The organism is Propioniciclava sp. MC1595 (genome assembly GCF_017569205.1).
Lineage (GTDB): Bacteria > Actinomycetota > Actinomycetes > Propionibacteriales > Propionibacteriaceae > Propioniciclava.
This window is the reverse complement of the sequence record NZ_CP071870.1, coordinates 698,793-725,026: the sequence shown is the minus strand read 5'-3', so window position 1 is coordinate 725,026 and position 26,234 is coordinate 698,793. Positions and strand designations below refer to the sequence as shown.

Annotated in this window: 17 protein-coding genes; 4 read left to right on the top strand and 13 right to left on the bottom strand. The window is 67.7% G+C overall.

All coding sequences use genetic code 11. The annotated features are described in order from the left end of the window. Positions 1–45 precede the first annotated feature (45 nt). Positions 46–1,131 carry a dipeptidase gene (locus J4N02_RS03355; protein WP_188334500.1) on the bottom strand — a complete coding sequence of 362 codons (1,086 nt, stop codon included), beginning with the start codon at positions 1,129–1,131 and terminating at the stop codon, positions 46–48. Positions 1,132–1,172: 41 nt separating this feature from the next. After that, positions 1,173–2,690, bottom strand: coding sequence for a M20 family peptidase (locus J4N02_RS03350; RefSeq protein ID WP_188334501.1), 1,518 nt, complete (start codon positions 2,688–2,690; stop codon positions 1,173–1,175). Between the two features lie 146 nt (positions 2,691–2,836). On the opposite strand from J4N02_RS03350, the gene J4N02_RS03345 reads away from it, so the two are divergent. Next, the gene (locus J4N02_RS03345; protein ID WP_188334502.1) at positions 2,837–4,132 is read left to right on the top strand and encodes a threonine/serine exporter family protein; all 1,296 of its coding nucleotides are present in this window, start codon (positions 2,837–2,839) and stop codon (positions 4,130–4,132) included. A gap of 1,237 nt (positions 4,133–5,369) precedes the next feature. On the opposite strand, the gene J4N02_RS03340 is transcribed toward J4N02_RS03345, so the two are convergent. From J4N02_RS03340 to J4N02_RS03305, 8 genes are all read right to left on the bottom strand, one after another. Beyond that, the gene (locus J4N02_RS03340) at positions 5,370–6,437 is read right to left on the bottom strand and encodes an ArdC-like ssDNA-binding domain-containing protein (RefSeq protein ID WP_188334503.1); all 1,068 of its coding nucleotides are present in this window, start codon (positions 6,435–6,437) and stop codon (positions 5,370–5,372) included. Next, the gene (locus tag J4N02_RS03335; protein ID WP_188334504.1) at positions 6,437–6,784 is read right to left on the bottom strand and encodes a hypothetical protein; all 348 of its coding nucleotides are present in this window, start codon (positions 6,782–6,784) and stop codon (positions 6,437–6,439) included. Before J4N02_RS03335 ends, J4N02_RS03340 begins: the two co-directional genes overlap by 1 nt. A 359-nt stretch (positions 6,785–7,143) precedes the next feature. Continuing rightward, on the bottom strand, positions 7,144–8,607 hold the full coding sequence (locus J4N02_RS03330) for a serine/threonine-protein kinase (RefSeq protein WP_208091099.1): 1,464 nt from the start codon (positions 8,605–8,607) through the stop codon (positions 7,144–7,146). Positions 8,608–8,714: 107 nt separating this feature from the next. Next, on the bottom strand, positions 8,715–9,584 hold the full coding sequence (locus J4N02_RS03325; RefSeq protein WP_188334506.1) for a DUF4062 domain-containing protein: 870 nt from the start codon (positions 9,582–9,584) through the stop codon (positions 8,715–8,717). 274 nt (positions 9,585–9,858) lie between these two features. Then, positions 9,859–11,688, bottom strand: a complete 1,830-nt coding sequence (locus J4N02_RS03320) for a sigma-70 family RNA polymerase sigma factor (protein WP_188334507.1) — start codon at positions 11,686–11,688, stop codon at positions 9,859–9,861. Between the two features lie 6 nt (positions 11,689–11,694). Beyond that, entirely contained in the window at positions 11,695–12,036 is a 342-nt protein-coding gene (locus J4N02_RS03315) for a hypothetical protein (RefSeq protein ID WP_188334508.1), read from the bottom strand. Beyond that, on the bottom strand, positions 12,033–12,947 hold the full coding sequence (locus tag J4N02_RS03310) for a hypothetical protein (RefSeq protein ID WP_188334509.1): 915 nt from the start codon (positions 12,945–12,947) through the stop codon (positions 12,033–12,035). The genes J4N02_RS03315 and J4N02_RS03310 overlap by 4 nt, the downstream gene beginning before the upstream one ends. Before the next feature lie 10 nt (positions 12,948–12,957). After that, positions 12,958–13,317 (bottom strand): hypothetical protein, encoded by a 360-nt coding sequence (locus J4N02_RS03305; RefSeq protein ID WP_188334510.1) that lies wholly within the window; start codon positions 13,315–13,317, stop codon positions 12,958–12,960. Positions 13,318–13,746: 429 nt separating this feature from the next. On the opposite strand from J4N02_RS03305, the gene mobF reads away from it, so the two are divergent. Next, positions 13,747–19,404, top strand: a complete 5,658-nt coding sequence (gene mobF, locus J4N02_RS03300) for a MobF family relaxase (protein ID WP_188334511.1) — start codon at positions 13,747–13,749, stop codon at positions 19,402–19,404. A 181-nt stretch (positions 19,405–19,585) separates the two neighbouring features. On the opposite strand, the gene J4N02_RS03295 is transcribed toward mobF, so the two are convergent. Then, positions 19,586–19,768: a hypothetical protein gene (locus tag J4N02_RS03295; protein WP_188334512.1), complete on the bottom strand. Its 183-nt coding sequence runs from the start codon at positions 19,766–19,768 to the stop codon at positions 19,586–19,588. Continuing rightward, a complete protein-coding gene (locus J4N02_RS03290) occupies positions 19,765–19,977 on the bottom strand; it encodes a hypothetical protein (protein WP_188334513.1) in 213 nt (70 codons plus the stop codon). Before J4N02_RS03290 ends, J4N02_RS03295 begins: the two co-directional genes overlap by 4 nt. A gap of 134 nt (positions 19,978–20,111) precedes the next feature. Between J4N02_RS03290 and J4N02_RS03285 the strand changes: the two genes are divergently transcribed. Then, positions 20,112–20,834 (top strand): DUF5343 domain-containing protein, encoded by a 723-nt coding sequence (locus J4N02_RS03285; RefSeq protein ID WP_188334514.1) that lies wholly within the window; start codon positions 20,112–20,114, stop codon positions 20,832–20,834. A 1,715-nt stretch (positions 20,835–22,549) separates the two neighbouring features. Next, positions 22,550–23,194, top strand: a complete 645-nt coding sequence (locus J4N02_RS03280) for an A24 family peptidase (RefSeq protein WP_188334515.1) — start codon at positions 22,550–22,552, stop codon at positions 23,192–23,194. Between the two features lie 14 nt (positions 23,195–23,208). On the opposite strand, the gene J4N02_RS03275 is transcribed toward J4N02_RS03280, so the two are convergent. Further along, entirely contained in the window at positions 23,209–26,229 is a 3,021-nt protein-coding gene (locus tag J4N02_RS03275; RefSeq protein ID WP_223202690.1) for a type I restriction endonuclease subunit R, read from the bottom strand. Positions 26,230–26,234: the final 5 nt, after the last annotated feature.

Genomic DNA, 26,234 nt, shown 5'->3' with positions numbered 1-26,234 from the left:
CTCGGCAAAATCTCGCTGCTCCAACCTCCTCCGGTCGCACTGACGCTACTTCCACACCTGCTGGAAGACTCGGTAGGCGTTGCCGCCGATGAACTTGGCGCAGTCTTCCTCGGTGTAGCCGTGTTCGAGCATGGTGTCGAGGAGCGCGGCGATGATCTGGGACGGTGCGGGGGTGGGGAGGCCCTTGGCGCCCATCGCGGCGGAGTGGCCGCCGTCGGGGAACAGGACTTGGCCCATCGGGAGCTGGATCGAGTCGGCTGTCCAGGTGACGTCGGGGATGTAGTCGCTGGCGAACCCGACGTGGTCGATGCCGACGAGTTCGGCCATGTAGTCGATGTGGCGGAACAGCGTGTCGGTCGTGACGATGTCGGGGTTGGTGGTGTCGACGAAACCGCCGACCATGTTGATCGAGCACACGCCGCCGGACTCGGCGATTGCCTTGATCACGTTGTCGCTCAGGCTGCGCGGGTAGTCAGCGATAGCCAGGGCCACCGAGTGCGATGAGATCACCGGTTGGGTGCTGTGTTCGATCGCGTCGAGCGAGGTGCGCTCTCCGGTGTGGCTGACGTCGACGACCATCCCGTAATGGTTGTAGGCCTCGATGAGGAGCTTGCCGACGGTGGTGAGGTGCCCGTTGTCGGGCTCGAAGCATCCGTCGCCGTAGGGGTTGCGGCCGTTGTAGGCGAGCAGGCAGTAGCCGTAGCCGAGCTCACGCCAGAACGCGACCCGGTCGGGGTCTCCCTCGAAGATCGAGGTCCCCTGGTTGGTGAAGAAGATGCCCAGCCGGCCTGCGGCCACTGCCGTGTCGATGTCGGCGGAGGTGCGTACCACCTGGTAGCGGTCGGGCCGCTCGGTGATCTTCTTCAGGTAGAACTGTGTTGCCTGCATCACACCGGTGAGGGAGGTGCCGGCGCCGTCGGCGGCGGTGCACGCGGCGATCGCCTTGAATCCTGCCTCGATCAGGCGGTCCATCTCGTGGTGGAACTCCGGAGCCTGGGGCGAGGACCACTGGGTGGGCCAGATGCCCGAGTAGAGCGTGTCGATCGCCATCGAGGAGCGGACCAGGTCTCTGGCTCGGTCCGTCGCCGGGTATTCCTGGCTCCGTTGTGGAATGTGCGAGTAGTCAGCCATGGTTCACATCCTTCGATGTCGGACCCCGTCGGGGCGAGGGTTCACAGTATTTCGAGGTTGCCGATCAGGTGGTGGAAGAAGGCGATGCTGCGGCCGTATTCGCTGACGAGGACTCGTTCGTTGACGCCGTGCCAGCGGGCGGTGTCGGCGGCTGATTCGACCCGGACTGCGGTGAAACGGAGGACGTTTCGGGAGAGTTTCTGCGCGAAGTACTTGGCGTCGCATCCGCCGATGACGAGGTAGGGGACGACCAGCATGCCGGGCAGGTCCCAGGTCTGGCGGATGGATCGTTCGATCACCCGGTAGGCGGAGCTGTCGGGGTCGGTCACCGGGGAGGGGTCGACCGAGCTGGCCAGGACGCTGACCTGCACCCGGTCGTCGTTGATGACCCGGCGGGCGTGGTCGAGCACGGAGGCGACCGTATCTCCTTGCAGGATGCGGAAGTTTACGACGGCGGTGGCGATCGGGGGCAGCACGTTCTCCTTCACCCCGGCGTTCATCATGGTCACCGCGGTGGTGGTGTGCAGCATCGCCTCGGTCTGCGGCGAGGTGGCCATGAACGCGATGAACTGCTGCTCGCTGGCGCCATGGCCGGCCATCCCTGCGGCCAGCGAATCACCGACCGGGCCCGGGCTTGCTGTCGGGGTGGGCGCCTGGGCGGAGCCGACGACGTCGGCCAGCATCGCGTGGGTGTTCTCGGGGAGTTCGGGGGCGAGGTAGCGGAACTGGTCCCGGACGGCTTGCGAGATCCGGTACGGGAAGGGGTTGGCCTCCAGCCTGGTGATCGCCTGCGCGATGATCCCGATGTTGGACTGGTGCGGCGGCATCGCCGAATGCCCGCCGACGGCGTCGATCTTCAACTCCAGGCTCGCGTACCCCTTCTCCGCGGTACCGATCAGGGCCATCGGGGCGGACACGCCCGGGAACAGCCCAGCGGTCAGGGCCACCCCCTCGTCCAGCACGAATGCGATCTCGCTGACGCCACGTTGCTCAAGAACCTCGACGATGTGGCGCATCCCTTCCCCGCCCATCACCTCTTCGTCCTGGCCGAAGGCGAGGTACAGCGTCCTGGTCGGACGGAACCCGGCCGCGAGCCGCAGCTCGACCGCCTCCAGGATCCCCAACACCATCGCCTTGTCGTCCAGGGATCCCCGACCCCAGACGTAGCCGTCGGCGATATCACCCGAATAGGCGTCGTGCTCCCACTGGTCCTCCGTCCCCGGCACCACCGGAACCACGTCCTGGTGGCCCATCAGGACCGCCGGCGGAAGGGATGGATCCGTGCCTTCCCAAGTGAACAGCAGGCTGTAGGGCCGGGGGTCTCCGAGCAGCTCCAGCGTCAGGTTCGCGTGCACTGCAGGAAAAGACTCCCGCAGGAAAGCATGGAAATCCTCAAAAGCCATAGTGTCGAAATCGTCGCGATCCTGGTTCGACTGGGTCCGAAACTGGATCGCGCGAGAAAGCCGCGACGCCGCCGCGTCCACATCGACCGGCACATCGACCACGGACACACCTTCCATCTGCAGGGAAGGAAAGGTGGCTGCTGGCTGGGAACTCATTCCTGCTCCTGCTCGGGCCGGGGAGACCGACACTGTCTCCTCTGGAATGCTACGCCCGCACGAGGAGGTCAGCAATGAAAAGGCCTGAGCGCTCCGGGTCAGATCTGTCGTGGACGCAGGAGTCGCGGAATCGCCATACTTCACGTGTGGCCCTACCCGCGGGCGGCTCCGCCGGAGACCCGGAGTCCATCACCCAGGAACAGCTCGTCCTGTCGCTGAACTTCGTCGCCGACGCGGGCCAGTTGATGCTCGAATCCAGCTCCTCAGTCAGCGAGGTCGTCGTCCGGCTGCGAGAACTCCTTCCCGCCCTGGGACTGACCGGCTGCTCGCTCGACGCCGACCTGAGCTCGCTGGTGCTCAGCTACTGGCGGCCAGACCTTGCCCTGCCGATCACGACGATGCGGGACGTTCAGGTCGGATCGCCGCTGCTGCATCGCCTTGCCGGCACCAGCCTGCTGCTGGATCGGCTGGAACGGGGCCAGATCAGCCTCGCCGAAGCCACCACACGGCTGGCGCAACTGCGCAACCAACCCCCACCCCAGCGCCGCTTCGCCTGGTCGGCCCTGCTGCTGTCGGTCGCCGGCTGGGTCGTGTTCCTCTACGGACCCGACCCCGTCACCATCCTGGTCGCGCTCGCCGCGACCCTGATCACCTTCCCGATCGCCCCCCTGGTCCGCCGCGTCCACCTCGCTGAACTGGCCGGCACCTTCCTCTCCGCCCTGGTCCTGGCAGCCGTACCGAACCTCGCCTACGCCGCCGGCGTCCCCGTCGCCGTCGGTCCGGCCGTCGTCGGAGCCCTGTTCATCTACCTGCCCGGCCGGGTCCTCGTCTCCTCCGTGGTCGACGGCCTCAACAACGCGCCCCTGTCCTCCCTGGCCCGAGGCCTCCAGGCACTGGTCACCGCAGGCACCCTCGCCGTCGGGATGCTCGCCGGCGGCGCCCTCGGGACAGGCCTGGGCATCCGGTACGTGCCGAACACCGCCGCGGTGCCACTGGCCCTTTCCGCCCTGGGAGCGGCGATCGGCATCCTGGGCGTGGCCATCGCCTGGGGCATGCCCCGGGCCCAACTGCTGCCGGCCGTCGCGATCGGCACCGGGGGCTGGGTCGTCGCCAGTCTCGGCTCCCAGCTCGGCACCGTGTCGGGCTGGTTCGTCTACGCGGTCGCTGCCGGGTGCGTCGGGGCCGTCGGCGCGCTCACCGCCCGGCTGAGAGACTCGGCGGCCAGCATCTACACCGGGGTCGCGATCCTGCCCCTCGTGCCCGGGTTCACCCTGTACCAGGGCATGCTCGCCCTCGCCGACGGCCACACAGCGGCAGGCATCGCCACTCTTGGGGCCGCGACCGTCACCTCCCTCGCCGTCGCCGTCGGCGTCGCCGCCGGACTCGCCCTCACCACCGACGTCTACCAGGTCCGCATCCGGCTACCACATCGCCGCCGGTAGGAATCCAACCGCGAGAAGTCCGGCCTGAACCTCGCCCACTCGACCGAGGCACCGGACGACCCTCCCCGCGGGCATCAGCCTGGCCTTCGAGGGCTACCCCTACTCCACCCGTGACATGGACAAGGCCGTCGCCGCCGTGTGGTGAAACGCCGCCACGTGGGAGGGCGACTCTGGATTCAGGGTCAACCGGATCGAAGGGAATCGACAAAGCAACAACGTCGATCAATGTCTTGGGATTGTCGACGGCGCCAGGCACTGCGCGCGTCGCCTCCGACAGCGTCTAGCGTCAGGTCGACGAGGCTGTGCGCAACGCCACCGCACGTGCGGTCAGCGCCGAGGTCACGGTGATCTCGGAGGACGCCGCCGCTCGCCCCTTGGGCGCCAGAACGACACCTCGCCCTTCTACGCCGGCGCGTACTTCATCGACAGCAACGGAAGACCTGCTCGTCGGGATTCGGGATCGTGAATCAAGGCACCAACCGCAGCACAACGGCACGACACTGCGCCAACCCCAGCTACCGCCCACGGGCCTTCCCCGATGCCCCCTCCAGCTACACCTACAACGGAGTCACGAGGGTGACGGCGGGACCTCCATCACGACCGCCTCAGCGACCGGCTCAACCTGCATCCTCATCGGGTACCTCCTAGGTCGGAGTTCTGTGATGTCTCACGAGATCGTGGACGGTTGCGTCTCGGGGCGGGACCTCGACCGCCAACGGGACACCTTCCCCGGGCATCGCACCTTGCCAGAGGCGAACAGCCCCAGAAACAGAGAATCGGCGAGAGGTTTTCACCTCCCGCCGATTCCCTGTATTTGCCCTAGTCAGAGGCACTTTTGTGCGCGAGAGAGGAGTTGAAGCTCTCTTCTATCCAAAGCGAATGGCCCCCTGACAAGGTATTTTGATGGGCCGTAGCCATTGCGTCACCTTGTCGTGGGGAATACGTGGGGAATCGCTACGAACCCGAGATCCGCGCGGATCTCGCGTCCATCGCTGCCCTTCAGCATAGGCAGAGCCCGCACCGGGATCACTGGCGAGCCAGCGGAGAGGCACGCGTGAAGGAACAGGTTCGGCGCTCTCCTGTGCGCGGTGAGGCCTGGCAGGTCCGACCCCTACAGCTGGCAGCAACAAGGAGGCGCGCGCACCGTTCCCCTTGAGGTCGTGCAAGCGCCGCGTCGACGGCGAAACGCTGTCGCATGTGCTGCGTGAGCAGAACTCGTTCATCGCGATCCTCATGGTCAGCGGCCCAATGAGGGAGCCAGCGCTGGCGAAGGCACGGTCGGCGGCTCCGGGGTGATGGCCTGACCGACGGAGACTACCTCCCAGCGCGTGGGGTCCGTCTGAACTCGGATGTCACTTTCCAGGGCATCGAGCGCGGTATCGGTGATGGTCGGATCCGGCTGAGTGGTCTGAAGAATGAGGTCTGCGGCGCCAATGACGCGTTGACCGGTGCTGCGGAGGATGTCGGCCAGGTCGCGGTCTTCGGTCACCGCGTTGAGGGCCCAGCCAGCGACGTAGTTGAAGGTGTACTGGCTGGAGTCGAGCCCGTGGGCGCTGGTCACCATGTACGCGACCGATTCGGCCTCGACTTCGATGATCCCCCGGCAGTCGCGGCCCTGCTGGTCTGGGTGGAGGATCACGTGACCGGCTTCGTGGGCGAGGGTCTTGACGGCCTGGGCGTCGTCGACGTCGTCGCGGACCATGACGAGCCGCTGGCCGAAGTCGGTGTAGCCGTTCGGCCCGCCGAGGTCCGCGCCGCGACGTACGTCGAATCCCCGTTCTTCGAGGAGGCCTTGGAGGCGATCCCACAGTCCGACGGGGGCTTGCCCGGTGAGGAGGGTCGCCTCGCCGATCTTGGGGTCGGGTAACGGAGGCCCGTCCGTCTGCCGGATATCGAACACCGTGACGGGCTTGGTGGCCACCACGTGCGTCCGGTGCAAGACGTGGCCCTGGTCGTCGCGCACCGGTTGGCCGGCATCGTCGAGGCGAGGTTCGCGGCGCGTGATCGGGGCGAGGACCTTGATGCCGGTTTCGCCGCGGCGCACCTGGCGACCCATGGCCTTGAACGCCTGGTAGCCGGCGACGTGGGTGGCCTGCGGGTCTTGGGCCATAATCAGCAGAGAATTCCCGAACGAGTATTTGTGGAACCGACTAGCGAACTTGAGCCAGGCCTGCCAGGCCTGTGGGTCGCTGAGGGCGAGGACGCCGTCGCTGAGCTGGGCGTGGAGCTGGTCCAGCGTCGCCTGCCGAGCCTCCGCAGCCGCGGCCCGCTCGGCCTCGCTCTCAGGCCTGCGGTACCCGGCCATTAGCGGCGGCCTTCCCGCAAGGCGGCGACCTGGTCGAGGATGGCCTCAACCGCCTCTCTGGGTGCGTCGGAGTCTGCCAGCCTCCTGGCCTGCAGAAGCAGGTCCTCGGCGATGAGGAGAACATCTGCCAAAGGCCCTTCCGCTTCACGCGCGGCCGCAACCCCTGTGGGGAAGTCATTAGCGGCCCTGCTCTCCTGGTCGACCTCGAGGAGGGTCGCGGCAGCCCCGCTCTCGCGCCGGAGGTTGAGCAGTGGCCGCTGGGGCACGGCTCGCCCCGTCCCGGTGGCGACTTGGAGGCGATCGGCGTCAAACCCGAGGTCGCCGCCCCGGCGAATCTCGCGCTGCATCGCTGCCTCCCGCCATCGGCCCTAGAACCCGTCAACCGCATAACGGTTGCCGACAGCCGGCGGTGGACAGCGGCGAACCAAAGTCGGTCATGGCCCTTCTACTCACCCGGACTGGACCGCAGGGCTGCACCCGCGAGCGGGAGGCGCGCGATGGCGTGAACCGCGCCCCGCCGTCACCCAAGGATTGAAGGCGACCGTGTCCATACGATGGGCACCGACAGGGGTGGTGAGTAGTGGTGACGTCGCGGGTCAGCCAAATGGCGAGTAGCGGACGCCCGTGTCCGTGGACGTGGCCTCGCTAACTAAACTGCCGATGACTCCTGTATCTGCAAATGGCCAACCGACCGGAGCGGGCTGGGTCACGCGCCGCGGTATCCGCCGTTCGCGGGTTTCTCGGGAAGCTGTGATGGATGGTGGAGCGCCTGTTCGGCAGCCTCAGCAAACCAACCAAGCCAGCGATCCACGAACTCCGTCAGATCAGCGCGGTCAAGCTCCTCAATGGGCCATGCGAGCTGTTCAGTGCCCATCACCCGCATGAAGGCGTTAGGAACCTCCTGCGGCTTTGCAGCGAACGGAACGAGGGACGGCTGCGCAATGAAAGCCGATCGCATGAAGGCCAGCTCATACCAAGCAAACGCGCCCTCCGACTTCGGGTCGCAGTACCACAACGAGTGCGACCTGCCATCGTATCCGCGGGGGCTCTGCGGCTGATTCACTGCAATCGTTGCAGCGGCGATCACCTCGAACGGCCCGTTCCACCGGTTGATTGGCGACGGCTTCGACACGCCGAGCTTCCCGACGCCCAATTCAGCAACGAACACCATCTGCCCACGCCCCGCTGGTGACTCCACTCGGGCCAGCGGCGACTCGGCTTGCACCGCCTCCATCAGGGATGCCGGGATAATCGCAAACGTTCGGGACGCAACCTCGAACAACGCCTCCCGCCGCTCCTGATCCGAGGTCTGGCGCTGTAGCTCAGCGTTCTCAGTCGCTAGACGTTCGGCTGCCTTCTTCGTTGCTGCTGCAAGCCTCTGTGCGCCTGACCCAACGGGTGCATGCGCCGCTTTGGCCAGGCGCTGCACGAGTTGTGTTGGGGTCGGTCGGGCGCCAGAAGGCTTCTCCAGGCATTCCTCGACCAGAAGGCGCAGGCGGAGCGTGCCGACCGTGAGGGCTGGAGGCACGACGTGCAGGTGCTCTTCCCGGAAGTCGGGCCCAAGGAAGGGGCGCTGTCCACTGAGCAGTTCGTAGGCCATCACGCCGAAGGCGTAGATGTCGGTGGCTGAGGTAGCCCGTTCCTCCCTCCACTGCTCGGGTGCCGCGTACGGACGCGTCTTCGCGTGCTTGCGCGTGAAGGTTGCTGTAGATGCATCCCGGTATCGCGCGATCCCGAAGTCGCAGAGCTTCCACGCGCCGTCCAGGTACAGAACGTTGTCAGGCTTGAGGTCCCGGTGCACGATGTCGGCCAGGTCGAGTTCTGCGAGTGCCTGCGCGACATCGGAGAGGACCTGGATCACGTCGTCCAAGCCAAGTTGGCCCCGGGTCGCCTCCATGTGTTGACGAAGCGAGTAAGCGGCCCTCGGCATGATGAGCACGTACTCATCCGCCACCTGGCCGCTATCCAAAATGGGAACGACGCCGGAGAGGCCGGCAGTGCTCAGTGCGTCCCCGATGAGTAGTTCACGATCGGCACCAGGGTCCACCGGCACGAACTTGGCGACCGCATTGGGGGCATCGGCAGAGTGTGCCTCGCGGACCCGCCCGAAGCCACCGGACCCAAGTTCTGGCCCGATCTCCCACTCTCGAAGCTGAAGTTTGATAGTCACGACCCGAACGTTAGCGGGCAGCACCGACAGGCCCGGCCCGCGGCGCCCAACCCGACTCTGTGCCAACCCGAGCCCAGGAGCCGAGATTGAGCGCTGAAACCCGGGGTTCAGCTGTGAATTGCGACTGTCCATGTTTGCTCGCGAGGTCGGTTATTCTCCATCCAAGCGGCATCAATCCTTAGTGTGCCGCTAGCCAAAGGGATGCAGAGCCACTGCACTTCCGACCGGGCGAAGACCGTCACGGCCTCCAAGTGGGGCTCGACGTGTGGAGGCGGGCCGTCAGCACTCCAGGTGGTGGTGAAGACCAGGTCCACCGCGTCTACGTCACCGTCGTTCGTCACAACCAGTCGGTTCGACTTCGTTCGGTACTGCATCTTTCCGTGCTTGTCCAGACCCTTCTGTTCCTTCCTATGATCGTGCCACCAGCGAAGTTGAGCGCCACTGGGAGAGGCATTGGGGATCCCACTCGTCCATCCCCGTGATTCGATGTCATGTTCGACAGCGCGCACCACCTGTCCGGCAAGATCGAGAGCATCTGAGTAAGTGCCCAGCAGGCCCTCCGACTCCAGTTCGGCCCGGAAGTTCCTCAACGCCACCAACTGATCGAGATCGGCATCGCGGGGTAAGGCCTCGTCAGAGAAATACACGTGTACTGGCTTGCCGAGCTCAACGGCGCGATGAATCTCTTCAGCAGTGCCGGACACATCGACCCCAGTACTGCTCCCCAGGCGCGAGTCGAAGAAGGCAACAACAACATCCGCCTTGTCCACAGCCTGGCTATTCAGTAGCGCCTGCGCCCTCGCTCCCATCTCAGGGACCGCTTGGCGCTCCCACAACCAAGGTAAGGCCACGACGCCGAGCCGACGACCCGAGGTGACGCTGAAGTCGACCAGGGCGTTCCGGACGCCTGCGCGTTCCTCCGCAGTGTCTCCAGGCGAAGCGATGACAACGAGGACCGAGTTGACTGCTTGGGGCACGTGACCTCCTCTTGTGGGGGTTAGCCCATCCTGCCGTACCAAGCGCTCAAGAATCGCCAGCTCCTTCCGCTGTGCCCGTGCCGAGCTCGGATGGCGTTCTTCTCCAAGTCTCGAGCCGAGGGTGCCGGCTGGTACTGCCCCGCATATGGCCCCGTGCTAATGCCCCATCCTGGAGGCAAGTCGTCGGGGCGCTCAGGGATCGTTGGACGGCGACTGCCTCGCGCTGCACGAGCCCAGACCTGTCACTGCGGAGGGCTCGTCAAGTAGCAGCATCTCAACGAGCGGGTCCCCGACCCGGGTCCACGCCTAACGATGTCGGGAATGTCTGCTCGAAGAGCCGCTGGGCGCGTCGCAGCACCGGATCAGTCCCCGACTCGAAGGAGACCCACTGGCTGTCGTGGTTTTGCGCGGCGAGTTCGTCCCTGAGGCGATCGCGGGCTTCCTTGATGCGTCGGTGAGCGGTGCTCTCGGAGTACCCGAGATCCTCAGCGATTACTCGCATTGGGTGGCCCTGCAGCGACTCCATCAGCGGCTCCCGGAGTGACGGTGGAAGCTGCTCGACAGCGCGCGTGATGGCGGCGATGGCGTGGCGGTCTTCGACGACCTCGGCCGGGTCGGGCGCGCGGCTCGCCGGATCCCGGCCGTCGAGGGTCACGGTCGGAGGTCTTGGGACAGTAGTGCGCTTGCGGACCACGCCGGCGTCGTCGACTCCGCGCAGGCGGGCGTGTTTGATCGTCATCCAGGCGTAGCTGGCCCAACCCTCTGGGCTGGTTCGTTGGGGGTCGAATCGGTAGGCCGCGCCCATGAGTTCAACGAACATCTGACCGCGGGTGTCCGCAGCGTTCGGTGTTCGTCTGGTCTGGGCGTACACCATCGGGATGACCGAGCCGACCATGTCGGTCACGGCCTGCCGCCCCTCGGCGACCAACTGCGGCCAACGCGATGAGTCAACCCCCTGGAGGAGCTCGGGCGGGTTCAACGGATCGCCGGTCGCTGCGGCGGCACCGAGGTCGCGGGCGTGACAGAGCGCCAGGATGGAAGGGCCGTCCAGGACGGTCCCCGGGGGGATCGTCGGTTCCATGGGTGCGATCCCTGCCGAGGCTCGGGGTTCCAGCGGAGCTGCGGCCTTGGGCTCCACCTGTGCGGGCGGCGTCGGGGCGTCCGACAGGTCGATGTCGCGGAGCATCCGGTGGTTGGTCAGGTACTCCAAAGCGAGTCGGCTGATCCGCGCAGCAGCAGGATGGGCGGACGGCTCGCCGGTGAGGTTGGCGACCAGAACCGCCTGGCCGAGACCCGACCGCAGCAGCACATCGAGACGGACGTGGAGTGGCTCGGTGGACTCGGGGCGTCCGGTCAGTTGCCGCACGGCGGTGCCGACCTGGAGCATGACTGCTTGGTCGACGCGGGTGGAGCCGAGGCGCCGGCCGTCCATCTGACTCAGCGTCGTCTGATGGGCTCGGGCGAGCTCGCGGATGTTGCCGAGGAGAGCGTCGGCGTACGGCCCGGGCAGCGCCCCGGACCTCGCGGCTTCGTCCACCAGAGCGTGGGTGTCGCGCAGGATCGCGAGGTGTCCGAGCGCCACGCTGCGGCGCACGATCGGGGCGTTCTGGACGGGCTGCACGGCTGCGAGCGCGTTCTGCCACGCCGCCAGTCCGACGCCGACGGCCGATCGGCTGGTCGGGGCGTGGATCGCGCCGTCGAGTGCGGTCTCGCCGGCCAGCAGCCATGCCTTCGCCTTCTCGTCCGGCGTCCGGAGGCGCACCCAGTGCACGAGTTCGTAAGCGACGTGGTTGAGCGTCGCCGCGTCGCGCTGCCGGTCGAAGTCGGGGCGCGCCGCCATGTCCTGGCCGATGTCGGCGAGCGCCGCGCTCACAGCGGCCAGCGACGGCGCCAGGATCGGTTTCACCTCAGCAGTTCGCGCTGCGCCGGTCGTTGCGGTGGCCAGCAGCGCGAGGGGGTCGGCTGTGGAGATCGGGCCGAGCGCGCGGCGGATCGCCACCAAGCTGGACACGGTCTGGGTCCAGTCCGCCATCAGATCCAGCGTGAGTGTCGGCTCGACGTCCCACTCGAGGCGGGCGAGTTCCCGCCGGACGGCCTGCCACATGGACCGTTACCCTCGCCGTCCGACAGTGCTGTCCAACTCCCTGCGGACGTCGGCCAACAGCACCCGCAGCCGGGCCAAGTCGGGCAGGTCTGCGGCGAGGGCCAGGTCCCAGGAGTGAACCTCACGCTGCGCGTTCTCGACGCACTCGAGTGCCGTCAGTCGTGTCAGTCCCGGTACATCCACGGGCCGGCTCGCCGGGTGCGTGGCCGCCATCAACAGCGAGATCCCCGTTGCCTCGTGGATCATCGCGGCCAGGTCGTCCCAGCGGTCAGCGGTCAGCATCGTCGCCTGCCCCAGCAGTAGATCGACCTTGGCGATCGACTCGGCGGGCATCGGCACTCCGGTCATGATCGTGATCCCTTCCTTCCAGTTGTCCTCGGATCGTGGGCGCGCCCATGAATCCCTTCGCCCGTACAAGTCACCAAGCGTGCGTGCGAGCGCCACTGTCCACAGTGCTCAAGGCCACACCGCCGCGCAGAGGTGCAGGGTCGGCGTCCGGCGTGGGTCGCGGTGGGCCGGACGGGTAGCACGACCGGACGCCGCGACGCCGGCGCGGCGGGCGTGGCCGACGACCGTTCGAGATCCGCGAGCGCCCCCGAGACCAGGCGCTGATGGCGGGCACGCGTCCACGGCAGCAGGTACGTCAGTCCGATCACCACGACGATCCCCACGGTGGCCGCGTGCTGCCCGGCGACGACGGTCTGCCAAACCGCGATGCCGGCGACCGCAATGCGCAACCGCCAGGCGAACCCGATCAGCGGGAGCCCGGACGCGCCGTGGGCGAGCCCGTTCACGAATGAGCCGAGCACCTCCCACGGCCAGGTGAACCACTGATAGGCGACATCGAACCGGCCTGCCGACACCAGCTGACGCTGCCGAGCTCGGGTGAGCAGCGCGGGTAGGTCGGTCCCCCCGATCCAAGCCGCGGGCACGACGAGGTGGCGGCGTCCGGCCTGCCCGATGCCGGCGGCCCGTCGACCGGTGACCAGGACGGCGACGCGCGGGTCGCCGGGCACCGTGAGTGGGGTCGAGGGGTGTCGCGCCCACCACACCAGGCAGACGATCACCGGTTCGGCGACGACCCCCGCGACCGTGCCGACGACGACGACCGCCAGGACGCCCCACGCCGCAGGAACGGGGAGCGCTTCGATGACCAACAACCACACCACCGCGGAGATCACCACCCGCGGCAACCTCATGAGCACGCCCGCTCGGCGGAGTTGGCCGCTCCGGAACGGGTAGTCCGTTGACGTCGTCATGATGGTCCTCTTACCTCCCGATAATCGGGAAGCTACCGGTCGCCACTGACGGTTTCCTGGCAGTGGAGGCGCCTTCGGCGGTGGCCGACTGGGCGGCGAGCTTCACCAGCCGCGCGGCTTCCTTGTCGACGAGTTCGCACCATTGGGCTGCCTGCGCCAGGCTCAGGCCACTGGATGCCAACTCCCTCAGGGCCGCGCCCGCCCGCCGTTCGGCGTCCGCGATCACTGCGTCGCGTTCGGCCAGCGCAGCCATCACGGTGGCCGACAGCTCCTCCTGCTTCTTGACCAGGTCCGCCCGTTGCTGCCGCAACCGGGCGACCCGTTCAGCGGCGCTCTTGCGTGCCTGCTGCCGGATCTCGTTCATCGCCATCGCTGTCGCCCTCCGCGCCGTCGGCCGGTCCCTTCTCGCTCACCCTCCTAACGGGACGCCGCCGAACCTCGTGGACACCGAGTGACCCCCGCCAAGGACCGGCACCGCGACCACCTGAAGCAGCCGACGCTCACAATCACGCAGGACCACCTCGACCCCTCCGAACCGCTCCCTCAGGACTGCCGCTAAGCCGCCGTCTCCAACCGACCGCGCCACCGCATCCGATACGTCCCGCAGTCGTTCGCCGCCGACGACAACAAGCCCGTACCGACCACCCTCATAACCCCTCAACCTCGAGACCCGCACACCTGTTGCATCACCGGTTTGCCCTAGTCAAGTGCCAATCGCACCAGCTGCGACCTAGGCCCGTCCGAAGGCATCAGCGTTCGCTGTCCCCCGAGGCATCAGCGGCCCCGTTAGGCGGGTGTGATGAGTCTGCACAAGCTGACCGCCGGGGACGGGTACGAGTACCTGACCCGGCAGGTAGCTGCGATGGACTCCACCGAGAAGGGCCACACCGGGCTGGCGTCCTACTACACGCAGAAGGGCGAAACGCCCGGCGTGTGGGTCGGCTCCGGGATGGCCGGCATCGAGGGCCTGGACGCCGGCGACCGGGTCACCGCCGAGCAGATGCGGTTCCTGTTCGGCTCGGGCCACCACCCCCTCGCGCGCCAGCGCGGCGAAGCCCTGCCGCCGGACGCCACCGTCGTCCAGGCGCGCGACGCGATCCGTCTGGGTCAGCCGTTCAAGGTCTACGCCCACGACATGCCCGAGTTCCGGATCGAGGTCGCCAAGCGCTTTGCCGCCTACAACGCCCAGGTCGGCGCCCCGCAGGACGCGCCGGTCCCCGCGCAGGTTCGCGCCGCGATCCGCACCCAGGTCGGCCGCGAGACGTATCGCGCCACCTTCGGACGCGACCCCGTCGACGCCCGCGAGCTCGCCGGGCTGATCGCCACGGCGTCCCGGCCCCAGACCACCGCCGTCGCCGGCTACGACCTCACCTTCTCCCCGGTCAAGAGCGTCTCAACCCTCTGGGCGCTCGCCGACCCGAGCATCGCGGCCACCATCGAACGTGCCCACCTCGCCGCGATCGGTGACGCGCTGCGGTTCATCGAGACCCACGCGCTCTACACCCGAACCGGCCACAACGGCGTCCGGCAGGTCGACGTGACCGGACTCGTCGCCGCCCGGTTCACCCACCGCGACAGCCGCGCCGGCGACCCCGACCTGCACACCCACGTCCCCGTCGCGAACAAGGTACAGACCCTCGACGGACGCTGGCTCTCCATCGACGGACGCCTGCTGTTCAAGGCCATCGTCGCCGCCTCCGAGGTCTACAACACCGCCCTGGAACGCCGCCTCTCCGAAGCCCTCCCCGTCCGGTTCGCCGAACGCCCGTCCACCGACCCCGGCAAGCGTCCCGTCCGCGAGCTCGTGGGCGTCGACCCCGCGCTGAACGCCCGCTGGTCGCAGCGCCGGGCGTCCATCGAGCACCGCCAGAGCGAACTGACGGCCGCGTTCCAACGAGAGCACCACCGGCCCCCGACCATGGTCGAAGCCCGCGCGCTGGCGCAACAGGCCAACCTCGAGACCCGGCAGGCCAAGCACGAACCCCGCACGCTGGCCGAACAACGCGCCACCTGGCGCACCGAAGCCGAAGCCGTCCTCGGCGCCGACGGCGTCCGCTCGATGCTCACCGCAGCCCTGACCGCCCGGACGCTGCGGCGTCCGACGTTCGTCACGCGAAGCTGGATGCGGACGCAGTCAGTGCAGATCGTCGCCACCATGGAAGGCTCACGCTCCACCTGGCAGGACTGGCACGTCCGCGCCGAAGCACTACGCGTGGTCCGGGCCGCGAACGTGCCCCGCAGGCGTGTCGACGACGTCGTCGCGCGCCTCACGCACGCCGCGCTCACCCGCCATTCCGTCGCCCTGAAAGCCCCCGCCGACGGCATCGCTGAACCCGCCGCGCTGCGCCGGACCGACGGCGACAGCGTCTACTCGGTCGCCCGCTCCACCTGGCACACCTCCCGCCGGATCGTCGCTGCCGAACACCGCCTCGTCGACGCAGCCGGACGCCGCGGCGGCCACCGGGTGCCCACCCCGGCCGTCGAGGTCGCCCTCATCGAGGCGGTCGCGAACCGCACCCCGCTCAACCCCGGCCAGGTCGCCCTAGTCCGCGAGATGGCCACCAGCGGCGCCCGCCTCCAGCTCGCCATCGCCCCCGCCGGCTCCGGCAAGACCACCGCCATGCGCGCCCTCTCGACCGCCTGGCGCAACGGCGGCGGCACCGTCGTCGGCCTCGCACCGTCAGCCGCAGCAGCCGCGCAACTGGGAGCCCAGATCGACACCCACGCCGACACGATGGCCCTGCTCACCCACGCCCTCAACCACCGGCGACCGCTCCCCGCGTGGGCCGAACGCATCGGGCCGACGAGTCTGGTCATCATCGACGAGGCCGGCATGGCCGACACCCTCTCGCTGGACCAGGTCGTCGAGTTCGTCCTCGACCGCGGCGGATCCGTGCGCCTCATCGGCGACGACCAGCAACTCGCCGCGATCGGCGCCGGCGGCGTCCTCCGCGACATCCAGGCCACCCACGGCGCCGTCCAGCTCAACGAACTCGTCCGCTTCGCCGACCCCGCCGAAGGCGCCGCCAGCCTCGCGCTGCGCGCCGGCGACCCAGAAGCTCTGGGCTTCTACCTCGACAACCACCGAGTCCACGTCGGCGACCTCGGCACCTCCGCCGACCAGGTCTTCGACTCCTGGCTCACCGCCCGCCAGACCGGCGCCGACGCCCTCATGGTCGCCCCCACCCGCGCCCTGGTGGCCGAACTCAACGCCCGCGCCCAGGCCGACCTCCGCGGCGGCGTCCGTCCCACCCGACTCGTCGCTCTCGCCGACGGCAGCGACGCGGCGGTGGGCGACGTGATCATCACCCGCTTGAACGACAGACGGCTCCGCACCTCGGGCACCGACTGGGTCCGCAACGGCGACCGCTGGACCATCACCGGCATCGCCACCAACGGGGACCTCCGCGCGATCCACCAGACCAACCGGCAGACCGTGATCCTCCCCGCCGCCTACGTGACCGAGTCCGTCGAACTCGGCTACGCCTGCACGATCCACGGCGCCCAGGGCGTCACCGCCGACGTCCTGCACGGCATCGCCACCGGCGCCGAAACCCGCCAACAGCTGTACACGATGCTCACCCGCGGCCGGTACGCCAACCACGTCCACCTCGAAGTCGTCGGCGACGGCGACGCCCACTCCCTCATCCGGCCCGAGGCGATCATCCCGCCCACCGCCACCGACCTCCTCGAACGCATCCTCGCCCGCGACGAGGACAACACCTCCGCCACCACGACCGCCCGCACCCTCGCCGACCCGGCCCACCGACTCGCGGACGCCGTCGCCCGCTACAGCGACGCCCTCGGCTACGCCGCCGAACAGACCGCAGGCGCCGACCTCAGTCGCCGCCTCGAACAGGCCGCCGGCGAGCTCGTCGACGGACTCACCGACGCTCCCGCGTGGCCCACGCTCCGCGCCCACCTGCTCTTGATCGCCGCGTCCGGAACCGACCCCGTCCTGGCACTCACCGAGGCCGTGCAGGCTCGCGAACTGGGCAGCGCCGCCGACCCGGCAGCCGTCATCGACTGGCGCCTCGAACCCGTCACCGGACGCGACACCCAGCCCGCACCCCTGCCCTGGCTCCCCGGCCTGCCGACCAGTCTCGGCCTCCACCGCGACTGGGGCGGGTACCTGCAGCGGCGCCACGCACTCGTCGTCGAACTCGCCGATCAGGTGCGCGACCAGGCGCTGGCGGCCACTCAGCTCCCGGCGTGGGCGCCGGCGGGCAGCTTCCGTCCGGACGCCGCCACCGTCGCCGACCTCACCGTGTGGCGCGCCGCGCACCGCACGCCTGCCACCGACACCCGACCCACCGGCGAACGGCAGTTCTCGGCCGTCGAGGCCCGCTGGCAGGCCCGCCTCGATCGGCGCATCATCGACCACCTCGCCCCCGCCGTCGCCGAATGGACGCCGCTGCTCCACCAGTTGGCGCCTGCTGCCGACCGGGACCCCTACCTCCCCGTGTTGGCGCATCGGCTTGCGCAGATCTCCGGCGTGGGCCTGGACGCCCACCGGCTCCTCATCGCGGCCACCAACGAGGGCCAGCTCCCCGACGACCACGCGGCATCAGCCCTGTGGTGGCGGATCTGCCGGCACCTCACCCCCGCCGTCGCCACCCAGCTCGCCGACCAGCACAGCGTCGTCACCACCAGTTGGCTGGCTGATCTCGAGCAGAACGTCGGCCGCGAACGGGCATCCGCCTTGCAGGCCTCGCCGTGGTGGCCGGCGCTGGTCGTCTCGATCGAGCAGGCACTCGCCCGCGGCTGGCAGCTCACCGACCTGATCAGCACGCCCGAAAGTGCGGTTGATATCGACGACTGCCAGGCCCTCGTGTGGCGGACCAGCGTCCTGCTCGACCCCCTCCCCGACAGCGACGACCTGCCCCCCGACCCCGCCGATGCCGCCCCGGACGAGCACTGGACGCCGCGCGCCGATCTGGATCACGCAGCGGGCGCGACAATGGAGGACAACCACATCGACGAGGTCGAGCCGAACCTGGCCTTCACGTTCGAGGCCATCGAACGCCGGGTGATGACACCGCCGGAGATCTCCGCCGCGGACCTCAACGCCCAACTCGACCGCGCCGACGCCTGGCGCGCCAGCCCCCACACCCCCGAACGCCTCGCGGCCGTCAACGAGCTCGCGCTGGAGTTCTACCAGGACCGCTACCGCGGCTCGTGGGCCCAGCCCTACCTGGCCGGACGCTTCGGCGCCGACCTTACTGACGACCCGGACGTCCGTCCCGGCTATGCCCCCGCCGGCTGGACCAGCCTCGTGAGCCACCTCCACCGTCACGGCGTCACCGACGAGGAGTTGCTCGCCGCCGGGCTCGCGGTCACCGCCTCGACCGGCCGCCTCATCGACCGGTTCCGCGACCGGGCCGTGTTCCCCATCGTCCACGACCAGCAGGTCGTCGGGTTCGTCGGACGCCGCCACCCCGACGCGACCGACCTCGACCACGCCGGACCGAAGTACCTCAACACCGCCGAGACCCTGCTGTTCCACAAGAGGGCCCAGCTGTTCGTCGCCGGAGCGCGACACCTGGACGCCGGAGGCATCCCGGTCGTCGTCGAGGGACCCGCCGACGCCATCGCCGTCACCCGCGCCAGCGAGGGCCGCTACGTCGGCGTCGCGCCGCTCGGCACCAACCTCACCAGCGAACAAGCCACCCAACTCCGGGGCTACGGCGTCGACCCGATCATCGCCACGGACGCCGACGTCGCCGGCCAGGTCGCCGCACAGCGCGACTACTGGATCCTCACCCCGCAACTCCTCCAGCCGCGCTATGCGGCCCTACCTGACGGCTCCGATCCCGCCGACCTCGTGGCCACCGGCAGCGCCCCGCACCTGGTCGACGCCCTCGACCAGGCTCGACCACTAGCCGGCGTCCTCATCGACGAGCGCCTTGCCAACCTGCCCCCCATCGAAGCAGCCCTCGCCGCAGCGCCCGTCATCGCCGCCCAATCGGTCGACGCGTGGGAACCCGCCGTTCACACCGTGGCGGAGAAGATCAACGTCGACGCCGACGTCATCCGCTCTAGCGTCCAGGCGTTCATCCGGGCCTGGAACAACGACCCAGTGCGCCTCGCCGACCAGCAAGTCAGCCTCACCGCGCAAGTCCGTGACCGGCTCACCGCAGCCGGGAACGCACGCCGCTGGGAGACCTTCGCCAGCCGACTCGACCCCCGCCTGGTGGCGGACCCCCACTGGCGCACGCTCGCCTCCACGCTGCACGACGCGCATTCCCGCCGAGTGGACGTGCCCGACGCAATCACCGTCGCCCTCGAGGAAGGCCCCCTCAACGCGGACGCACCCGCCGACGACCTCGCCAGCCGGCTGGCGCGAATCACTCACCCCGAACCGTTCTCGGAGCCGGCTGCCCCAATGGCCATAGATGCGCCGAACCCCCATATCCCCGAGCGGCAGTACCTCGACCGGGGGCCGATGGCGCCGTGATGTCATGGCTTGAGTGGCTGGCCGTGCAACACGACCTCACCTAGATCGCCGGCTTTGATTCCGGAGCCCGTCTCACCCAAGGCCAAAGGGTGCAGCCGCCTGTAGACCCCTTCAAGTCGGACAGCCGCTGGGCGTTCGCCCCATGCCCCTTCGCTCCCTTCCAACCGGACTCCTTCTTGTGCTACCCCAACCGCAGTGCAGCAGCTTCGGCCGCAACTTGACTCCTCTTGTCAGCCATGTCTTGGAGCTCGGCGGCAAGCCTGTCAGGATCGGGCGGTTGGAACAGGTCCTGCGCAGCATCCCGACCGAGCTCAAGCTCGCGATCTTCCGCGCCAATCAGCAAGTCCATCGTGACGTCTGTCATGGGCGCGCCCTCACTTCCTCAATCGGCCACGGGATAACGTCGGCCGGGGGCTGCGTCGCATCCGGATCCCATTCGTCGTCCTCGCACAACCAGACCACCTGAAAGTCTCGGCCCTGCTGAGACGGCGTTGCCGCAGTCAGTGGCACCCAGGCGTCCAGAGCGGTGTGAGCAAGCACCTTCATCCCCGGCTTCAAATCGATCTGATCCATAGACCTAAGGATCAATCATGCCACGCATGCCAGCAAGTGTGCCGTGAGTGCTTGTCTATGCCAGCAGAGCAGTGGCATACTTCTTGGCAGAGGCGCGCCACCGTGGCGACGAACGCTGTCGGAAGGAGTATGAGATGTCTGATGCGGAGTTCGTGCCGCCATACATGGCATTCGGTACGTTTCGCAACTTCCTGGCCGGGCTGAACCCCGAACGCATCCCGGCGCGCATCGACCGCTCCCTGATGGTCGGCATGGCCGGTGGCACACAAACGTATCTGTTGCAGACGCTTCGCCTGTTCGAGCTCATCGATGGGGAGGGGCGAGCCTCGCGCCAGCTCGTTGCCCTCGCCCGCGATGAGGCCTCCTTCAAGACTGAGATGGCAACAATCGTCCGCCAGTTCTACGCCGAACAACTGGCGCTTTCATCCCAGCAGGGCACGGCAGCGCAACTCGCGGAGTCCTTCTCGTCCAGCGGGTATCAAGGCAGCACCCTACGTAAGGCCATCACCTTCTTCCTGCACGCTTGTGCAGCCGCGGAGATCGAGCTCAGTCCCCACTTCCGCAGCCCGCAACCCGGTCGCGCGACCAACGGGTCTCCTCGAAGGCGAACCCGCCCAAAGGCCGCGCCAATCCTGAGCACCGAGGACACGCAGCCGTCCAGCACTGCGGCGGAACAGCGCACCGTTCAGCTACGGTCGGGTGGCACCCTCACAATCAGCTGCTCCACAACGTTCATGGAGCTTAGCCGCGAGGACCGCGGCTTCGTGTTCGGCCTGGTTGACCAGCTCGACGAGTACCAGGAGAGCTCACCTCGCGAAGAGCTGTCGTCGCTGGCTGAAGGGAAGTTGGCACAGTGAGGACGAGCGACTGGGACGTGACAGCGCCTGCGCGTATCGTGCGCCTCGATCCCGCCGGGTGGGATGAACTTAAGGTCGGCTACTGCGGACGCTTGAACGACCTCCCGCTTCTTCGGTGCTTCCAGGTGGCCGAGCTATCTGGCGCCAGATGCGCGGTCATCGAGACACGGTACTTGGGGCCCGACTACCGCCGTGAGTACTCCCGTCTGCACAGCCGCACCTTCCCCCACGTGCCAGATTGGGCGCACCGCATCCACTTCTTCGACTCCGAGTTGGACGTCAGCCAGCTAACAACGCTGCCGGAGGAGGTGGGGTATCTGGGGTACGTGGTGGTCAGACCCCCTCGGCTGAGTGCCGTGGTGAAGGCGATGCTGGTGCCACCCCCCGACCTCAGGCTGGCAGTGCGCACTGCCGTGGCTGAGACGATCCACCTATTTGGGCAGGAACTGTCAGTGGCAGCAGTTCCATTCGCGGAGCAAGACACCACGCTTGGCGTGTGCGCCCATGCTGCCGCATGGTCTTGCCACTACGCGGCCGCACTGAGGGGCTACTGCGCACCCTTGACCATCGCGGAGCTCGCTGAAACCGCTGATGCCAGCCTGAGCCCACATCGCGCGTTCCCGAACCAAGGACTCACGGTTCAACAGCTCAGCGATCTGTTTCGCCGGCATGGAACGCCACCAATGTTCTACATGATCGGCATGCTCCCCCACGCCGAACTGCCCGGCCAGTTCCCCCCGCCAGCCGGTGTCCCGGGGGCCGATCCTGGGACGTGGGACACGCGGATCGTTTCGACGGCATGCCGACACCTCAACGGCGGCTTCCCGGTCTTGGTCGGGACTCGCGACCACGCATTCGTTCTCTGTGGCTGGTGGCGTGAGGCGGGTCAAATTCGGTTGGTGCGCCACGACGATCAGCAGGGACCGTACCTCCCCGTGAATGATCCCTTGAGTGACAGCCTCGTACATCCTGTCACTGGTGCGCCTCGCGACTACGGACCATGGCGCACGTTGCATGTGCCCATGCCCCCAACCGCATGGCTGCTGCCTGAAGCAGCAGAGAAGAAGGGAGGTGTCGGGCTACTTGCGGGGTCGTCGGCTCTAGCCTCTCCACTCGCGACGAAGCTGTCGCAAGATGTGCCGTCCCTCTCTGATCTGGCGGCACAGAGTGCTCTGACATTTCGCACATACGTCGCGCGGTCTTGCGACTACAAGGCTGCTTTGGCTTCGCGGGGTCACAGCAACGCCACGGTTGCGATGCTCAGGCTTACACAGATGCCGCGGTTCGTGGTTGTTGTAGAGGCGATCGACCGCAATGCTCGTCAAGCGGACGGACCTTGCGTGGTGGCCGAGGCCGTCATGGATGCAACTTCACCCGATCGGGATCCTTCATGGATTGCGGCGTGGGTCCACGGGGCGACATGCATCCTCGAGGACCCCGATGACCCACTCGCCGTGAGGAGTGCTTCGGCCCCCACACGTGTGCTGAGCGGGGGTGTGGGACCTGCCTAGGTGGGACGTCGACGCACCGAACCTGCCCGCCGTTCAGCGCACTCAGCTCGGCGGCCCGCGGGTACATCCGGCTGGCTTCCTCGAGGGGCCAGACCCTGTCGAGGATGTCACAACCCGAAGCTGGCCAGCCTTCGACGCCGGCCAGGTGGTCGCGTCGAGCGCGGCCCCGGAATCCAGCCACAGGCAGCGGCAAGGGTCGCAGTAATGTCCAGTTACGACCCGCTCCTCACCGCCGCGTTCGCGGTGCTCGGCGCGATCATCGGCCTGATTGTCAGGTGGCGGCTCGCCACCCTTGCCTACCGGCGTGACGACGAAGTCACCCAGCCCTTCCCTGGCCCTCGCTGGTGGGTCCCCGCCGCGGTGGCGGCGGCGTCCGGTCTCCTCGCCTGGCGATTCGGGCTTGACCGGTGGCCACTGCTGCTGCCCACGCTGCCTCTCGCTTGGTTCGGCCCCTGGCTATCAGCAATCGACCTCGACGTCCGACGGCTCCCCAATCGCCTGCTCGCCGCCCACGCCGGCTTCGTCGCTGCCGGGGTTGGCGCTGCCGCCCTCATCACCGATGCTCCAATGATCGCGATCCAAGCCGCACTGGGCGGGGCAGTGGCGTTCGCCGTCTTCTGGATCCTCGATCGACTCCGCCCCGGCGGCTTCGGTTGGGGAGACGGCAAGTACGTCCCCATCATCGGTGCCGCAACGGCGGCGGTCAGCCTCTCCGTCGCGTGGTGGGCATTCCTGATCGCCTGTGTGGCAGCCGTCGGGGCGACCCCGTTCCGCCGCCGGCGAGCCAACTTCCCCTTCGGGCCCTGGCTAGCTGCCGGCGCGTTGGTCGCCATCTCCCTCCTGGGATAGGCCGCGCTCCGCAGTCAGTAGTGCTCGGCGATGTACTCGTAGGCCCTGTCGAACAGGCCGGGCACGGTGTGGAGGCCCTTGTCCTTCAGCACGAGCCGGACCTCCTTGCGGACCGCCATGTCGCCCTTCTGGGTCGACGCCCAGCCGGCGTTGCCCGCCGTGACCTCTTTGACGATCGAGTCCACCTCCTCGACGACGCGCTCAATCATGACCGGCATGTCCGGAGTCGAGTACTCCAGGAAGATCTGAGTCAGGGCGAACACGTTCGGGTCGGGCAGCAGGTTCAGCCCATCAACTCCAGCCTCGTCCTCCGCCTTCTCTGCGGCCGTGACGTCCTTGGCGAGAGTGAACGCCTCACGCAGCCACTCGATCGACTGCTGTGCCTCGGCGATGGTCCGCTGACGCAGGTTCTCCAGACGCTCCGCGAGCGACTGGTAGACCGGGTGGTTCCCGTTGGGGCCTTCCAGCCGTTTCTTGAGCCGCGCGTACAGCGTGTCAAGGACCTCGTTGGCGGTCTTGTGTTCAACCTCTTCGAGGCCGGGCAGCAGCCCCTCCTCTTCCAGCCTCCGGATCGTGTCGGCGTCCGCCACGACAACCGCGTTGGATTGTGTGACCTTCACGTCGGTCATGTGCTCGAAGACGATGTCGAGGGTCTTGGCGCCCAGCCGCGTCCACACCAGGTCGACGCGCGGCCCCACTGGCGCGATCGACGCGTAGATCTTGGCGAGGAACCGGTACGCCTCCGTGTGGGCCCGCAGCCGAAGGTGCGGCCAGCAAGCCTCCCAGATGCCCTCCAGCAGCAGGAAACTCGTGACAAAGGCTTCCTGGTCCTTCTCTTTCGCGATCCGCTGCTGGCACTCCAACAGCGTGGTCGACGCGATCACGGTGTGGTCAATGCCCGCGAACCACCGCATCGTCGCGTCCAGCTCGGCCTCGAACTGATCGATGAGGGCGTCCACCTCGACACTTCGCGGATCCTGATCGCCGTTGGCGGGCGCCATAGCCCGGGCGAAGCCCGACCCCAACCCGACATAGTCGACGACCAACCCGTACCGCTTCTCCTGGCCGGTCTCGGGGTTGCGCCACGTCCGGTTGGTACGTGTGATGGTCTGGAACAGCGTGTGGTCCTTCATGGGCTTGTCGAGGTACATCGCCGCCTCGATCGGAGCGTTGAAGCCAGTGCCCAGCCTTGACGTGACCACAAGGAACTTCAACGGATCACCGTGAGTGCGGAACCGCCGCAACAACTCCGCTTCCTCCGCCTCGCTGCGCCGGTGCTGCCCCCACTCCTCGTCCTCCCCCTTCCCGTTCGTGACGTGCATCACGACGGCCGCCTCGTCCAACGGATGCCCCTGCGCGTGCCGCTGCTGCAGCAGGTAGGTGAGCTGCCTGTGGTAGGCCACGCACGCTGCCCGGTCGAACACCACGACGTGCGCCTTCATCCCGAGCGGGTCGATCGTCGAGTAGAAGTGGTCGACGATGTCAGCGCAGACAGCCTCCGTGCGCGCCGGGTTCGCGAACACAACATCAACGCGCGAACCCCGGCGGACCAACACCTCGGCCGACTCCTCGTCGAGCTCCTCGGCGTCGGTCAACTCCTTGAACGCCTCGTCGACCGCGTCCTTATCCAGCTGGAAGGTCACCAGCCGCGGGTCCACGTGGATCGGCACCGTCATGCCGTCCGCGATCGACTGGTCCGAGGTATAGGCGTGCAGCGTCTTCTTCTCGTCGGCCGGGTCACCGAAGGTCGCGAACGTGTTGCGGTCCAGCTTAGCGATCGGGGTCCCCGTGAACGCGAAGAACAACGCGTTCGGCAGAGCCGCCCGCATCGTCAACCCCAAGTTGCCTTCCTGCGTGCGATGCGCCTCATCGACCAGGACGACGATGTTGCCGCGAGTGTTCAGGTCGGATGCCGCCCCCGCGAACTTGTGGACTGTCGTGAAGATCAGGCCCCGCCGATCCGCCGCACCAAGCGTGTCCTGCAACGCCTTCGCCGTCGCCGGGGCGAGCAGCCGTGGCATGTGGGTGGTGCGGAACTGGTCCCATGCGTTGCGTACGAGATCGACCCGGTCGGCGACGAGCACAACCGTCGGATTCGCCAACGCCGGATCCTGCAGCAGCTGCCCGGCCGCGAACACCATCGCCAGCGTCTTCCCCGACCCTTGCGTGTGATAGATCAGGCCGCGTCGCGATTGTCCCTCGTGGGCGCGGCCCACCATCAGCTCAACTGCCTCGAACTGCATGTACCGGGCGATCAACTTGATCAAGGACGCCGACCCCGAGTTGTCCTCCGGGGTCTCGAACAACGTGAACGAGTTCAGGAACTTCAACACCGTCGCCGGCGCCACCAGCCACCTGGCTGCCGCCAGCACGTCGGTCAGCAGTGGATGGTCCTTCGTCGGACCCGCCGTCATCCAGTGCTCCACCCGCGCTCCGGTGGCCCCGTACATAAGCTCTCGGCCCTCGGTGGCGAAGCTGAACACGTTGGTCGTGAAGAACGGCGCGAACTTCGTCTCGTAGTGGTCGGCGACCTCGTTCGCGGCGGTGATCCAGCTGACCTTCTGCTTGAACGCCGTCTTCGTCTCCCCGACCACCAACGGCAACCCGTTGACGAACAGGACGATGTCGAACCGCGCCTTGTTCCCCGGCGACCCGAACGACACCTCATCCGCCACCACGAACCGGTTGTTCGCGGAGTCCTCGAAGTCGATCAGCCGGACCGGACGAAAGGCGTCCGCGCCAACGAACTTGTGAGTCTGCAGCCCCCGCAGCCAGGACATCGCCTCACGGTTCGTCTCAACCAGACCCTCGTCATCCACCTGGAACGTCAAGTTCCTCAGCAGCTTCACCACCTCGGACGCCCGTCCTGGCACCTCCGCCACGTCCGGGTTGAGGCGCACCAGTGCGTCGACCACCTCGGACTCGATGAAGACCTGCTCCAACTGGCGGTCCAGGCTCTTGCCCGGGAAGTACGACCAGCCCAGCCGCACCAGCTCGTCCACAAGCGGCTGCTGAACGGAGTTGTGCTCGGTCATGCCGG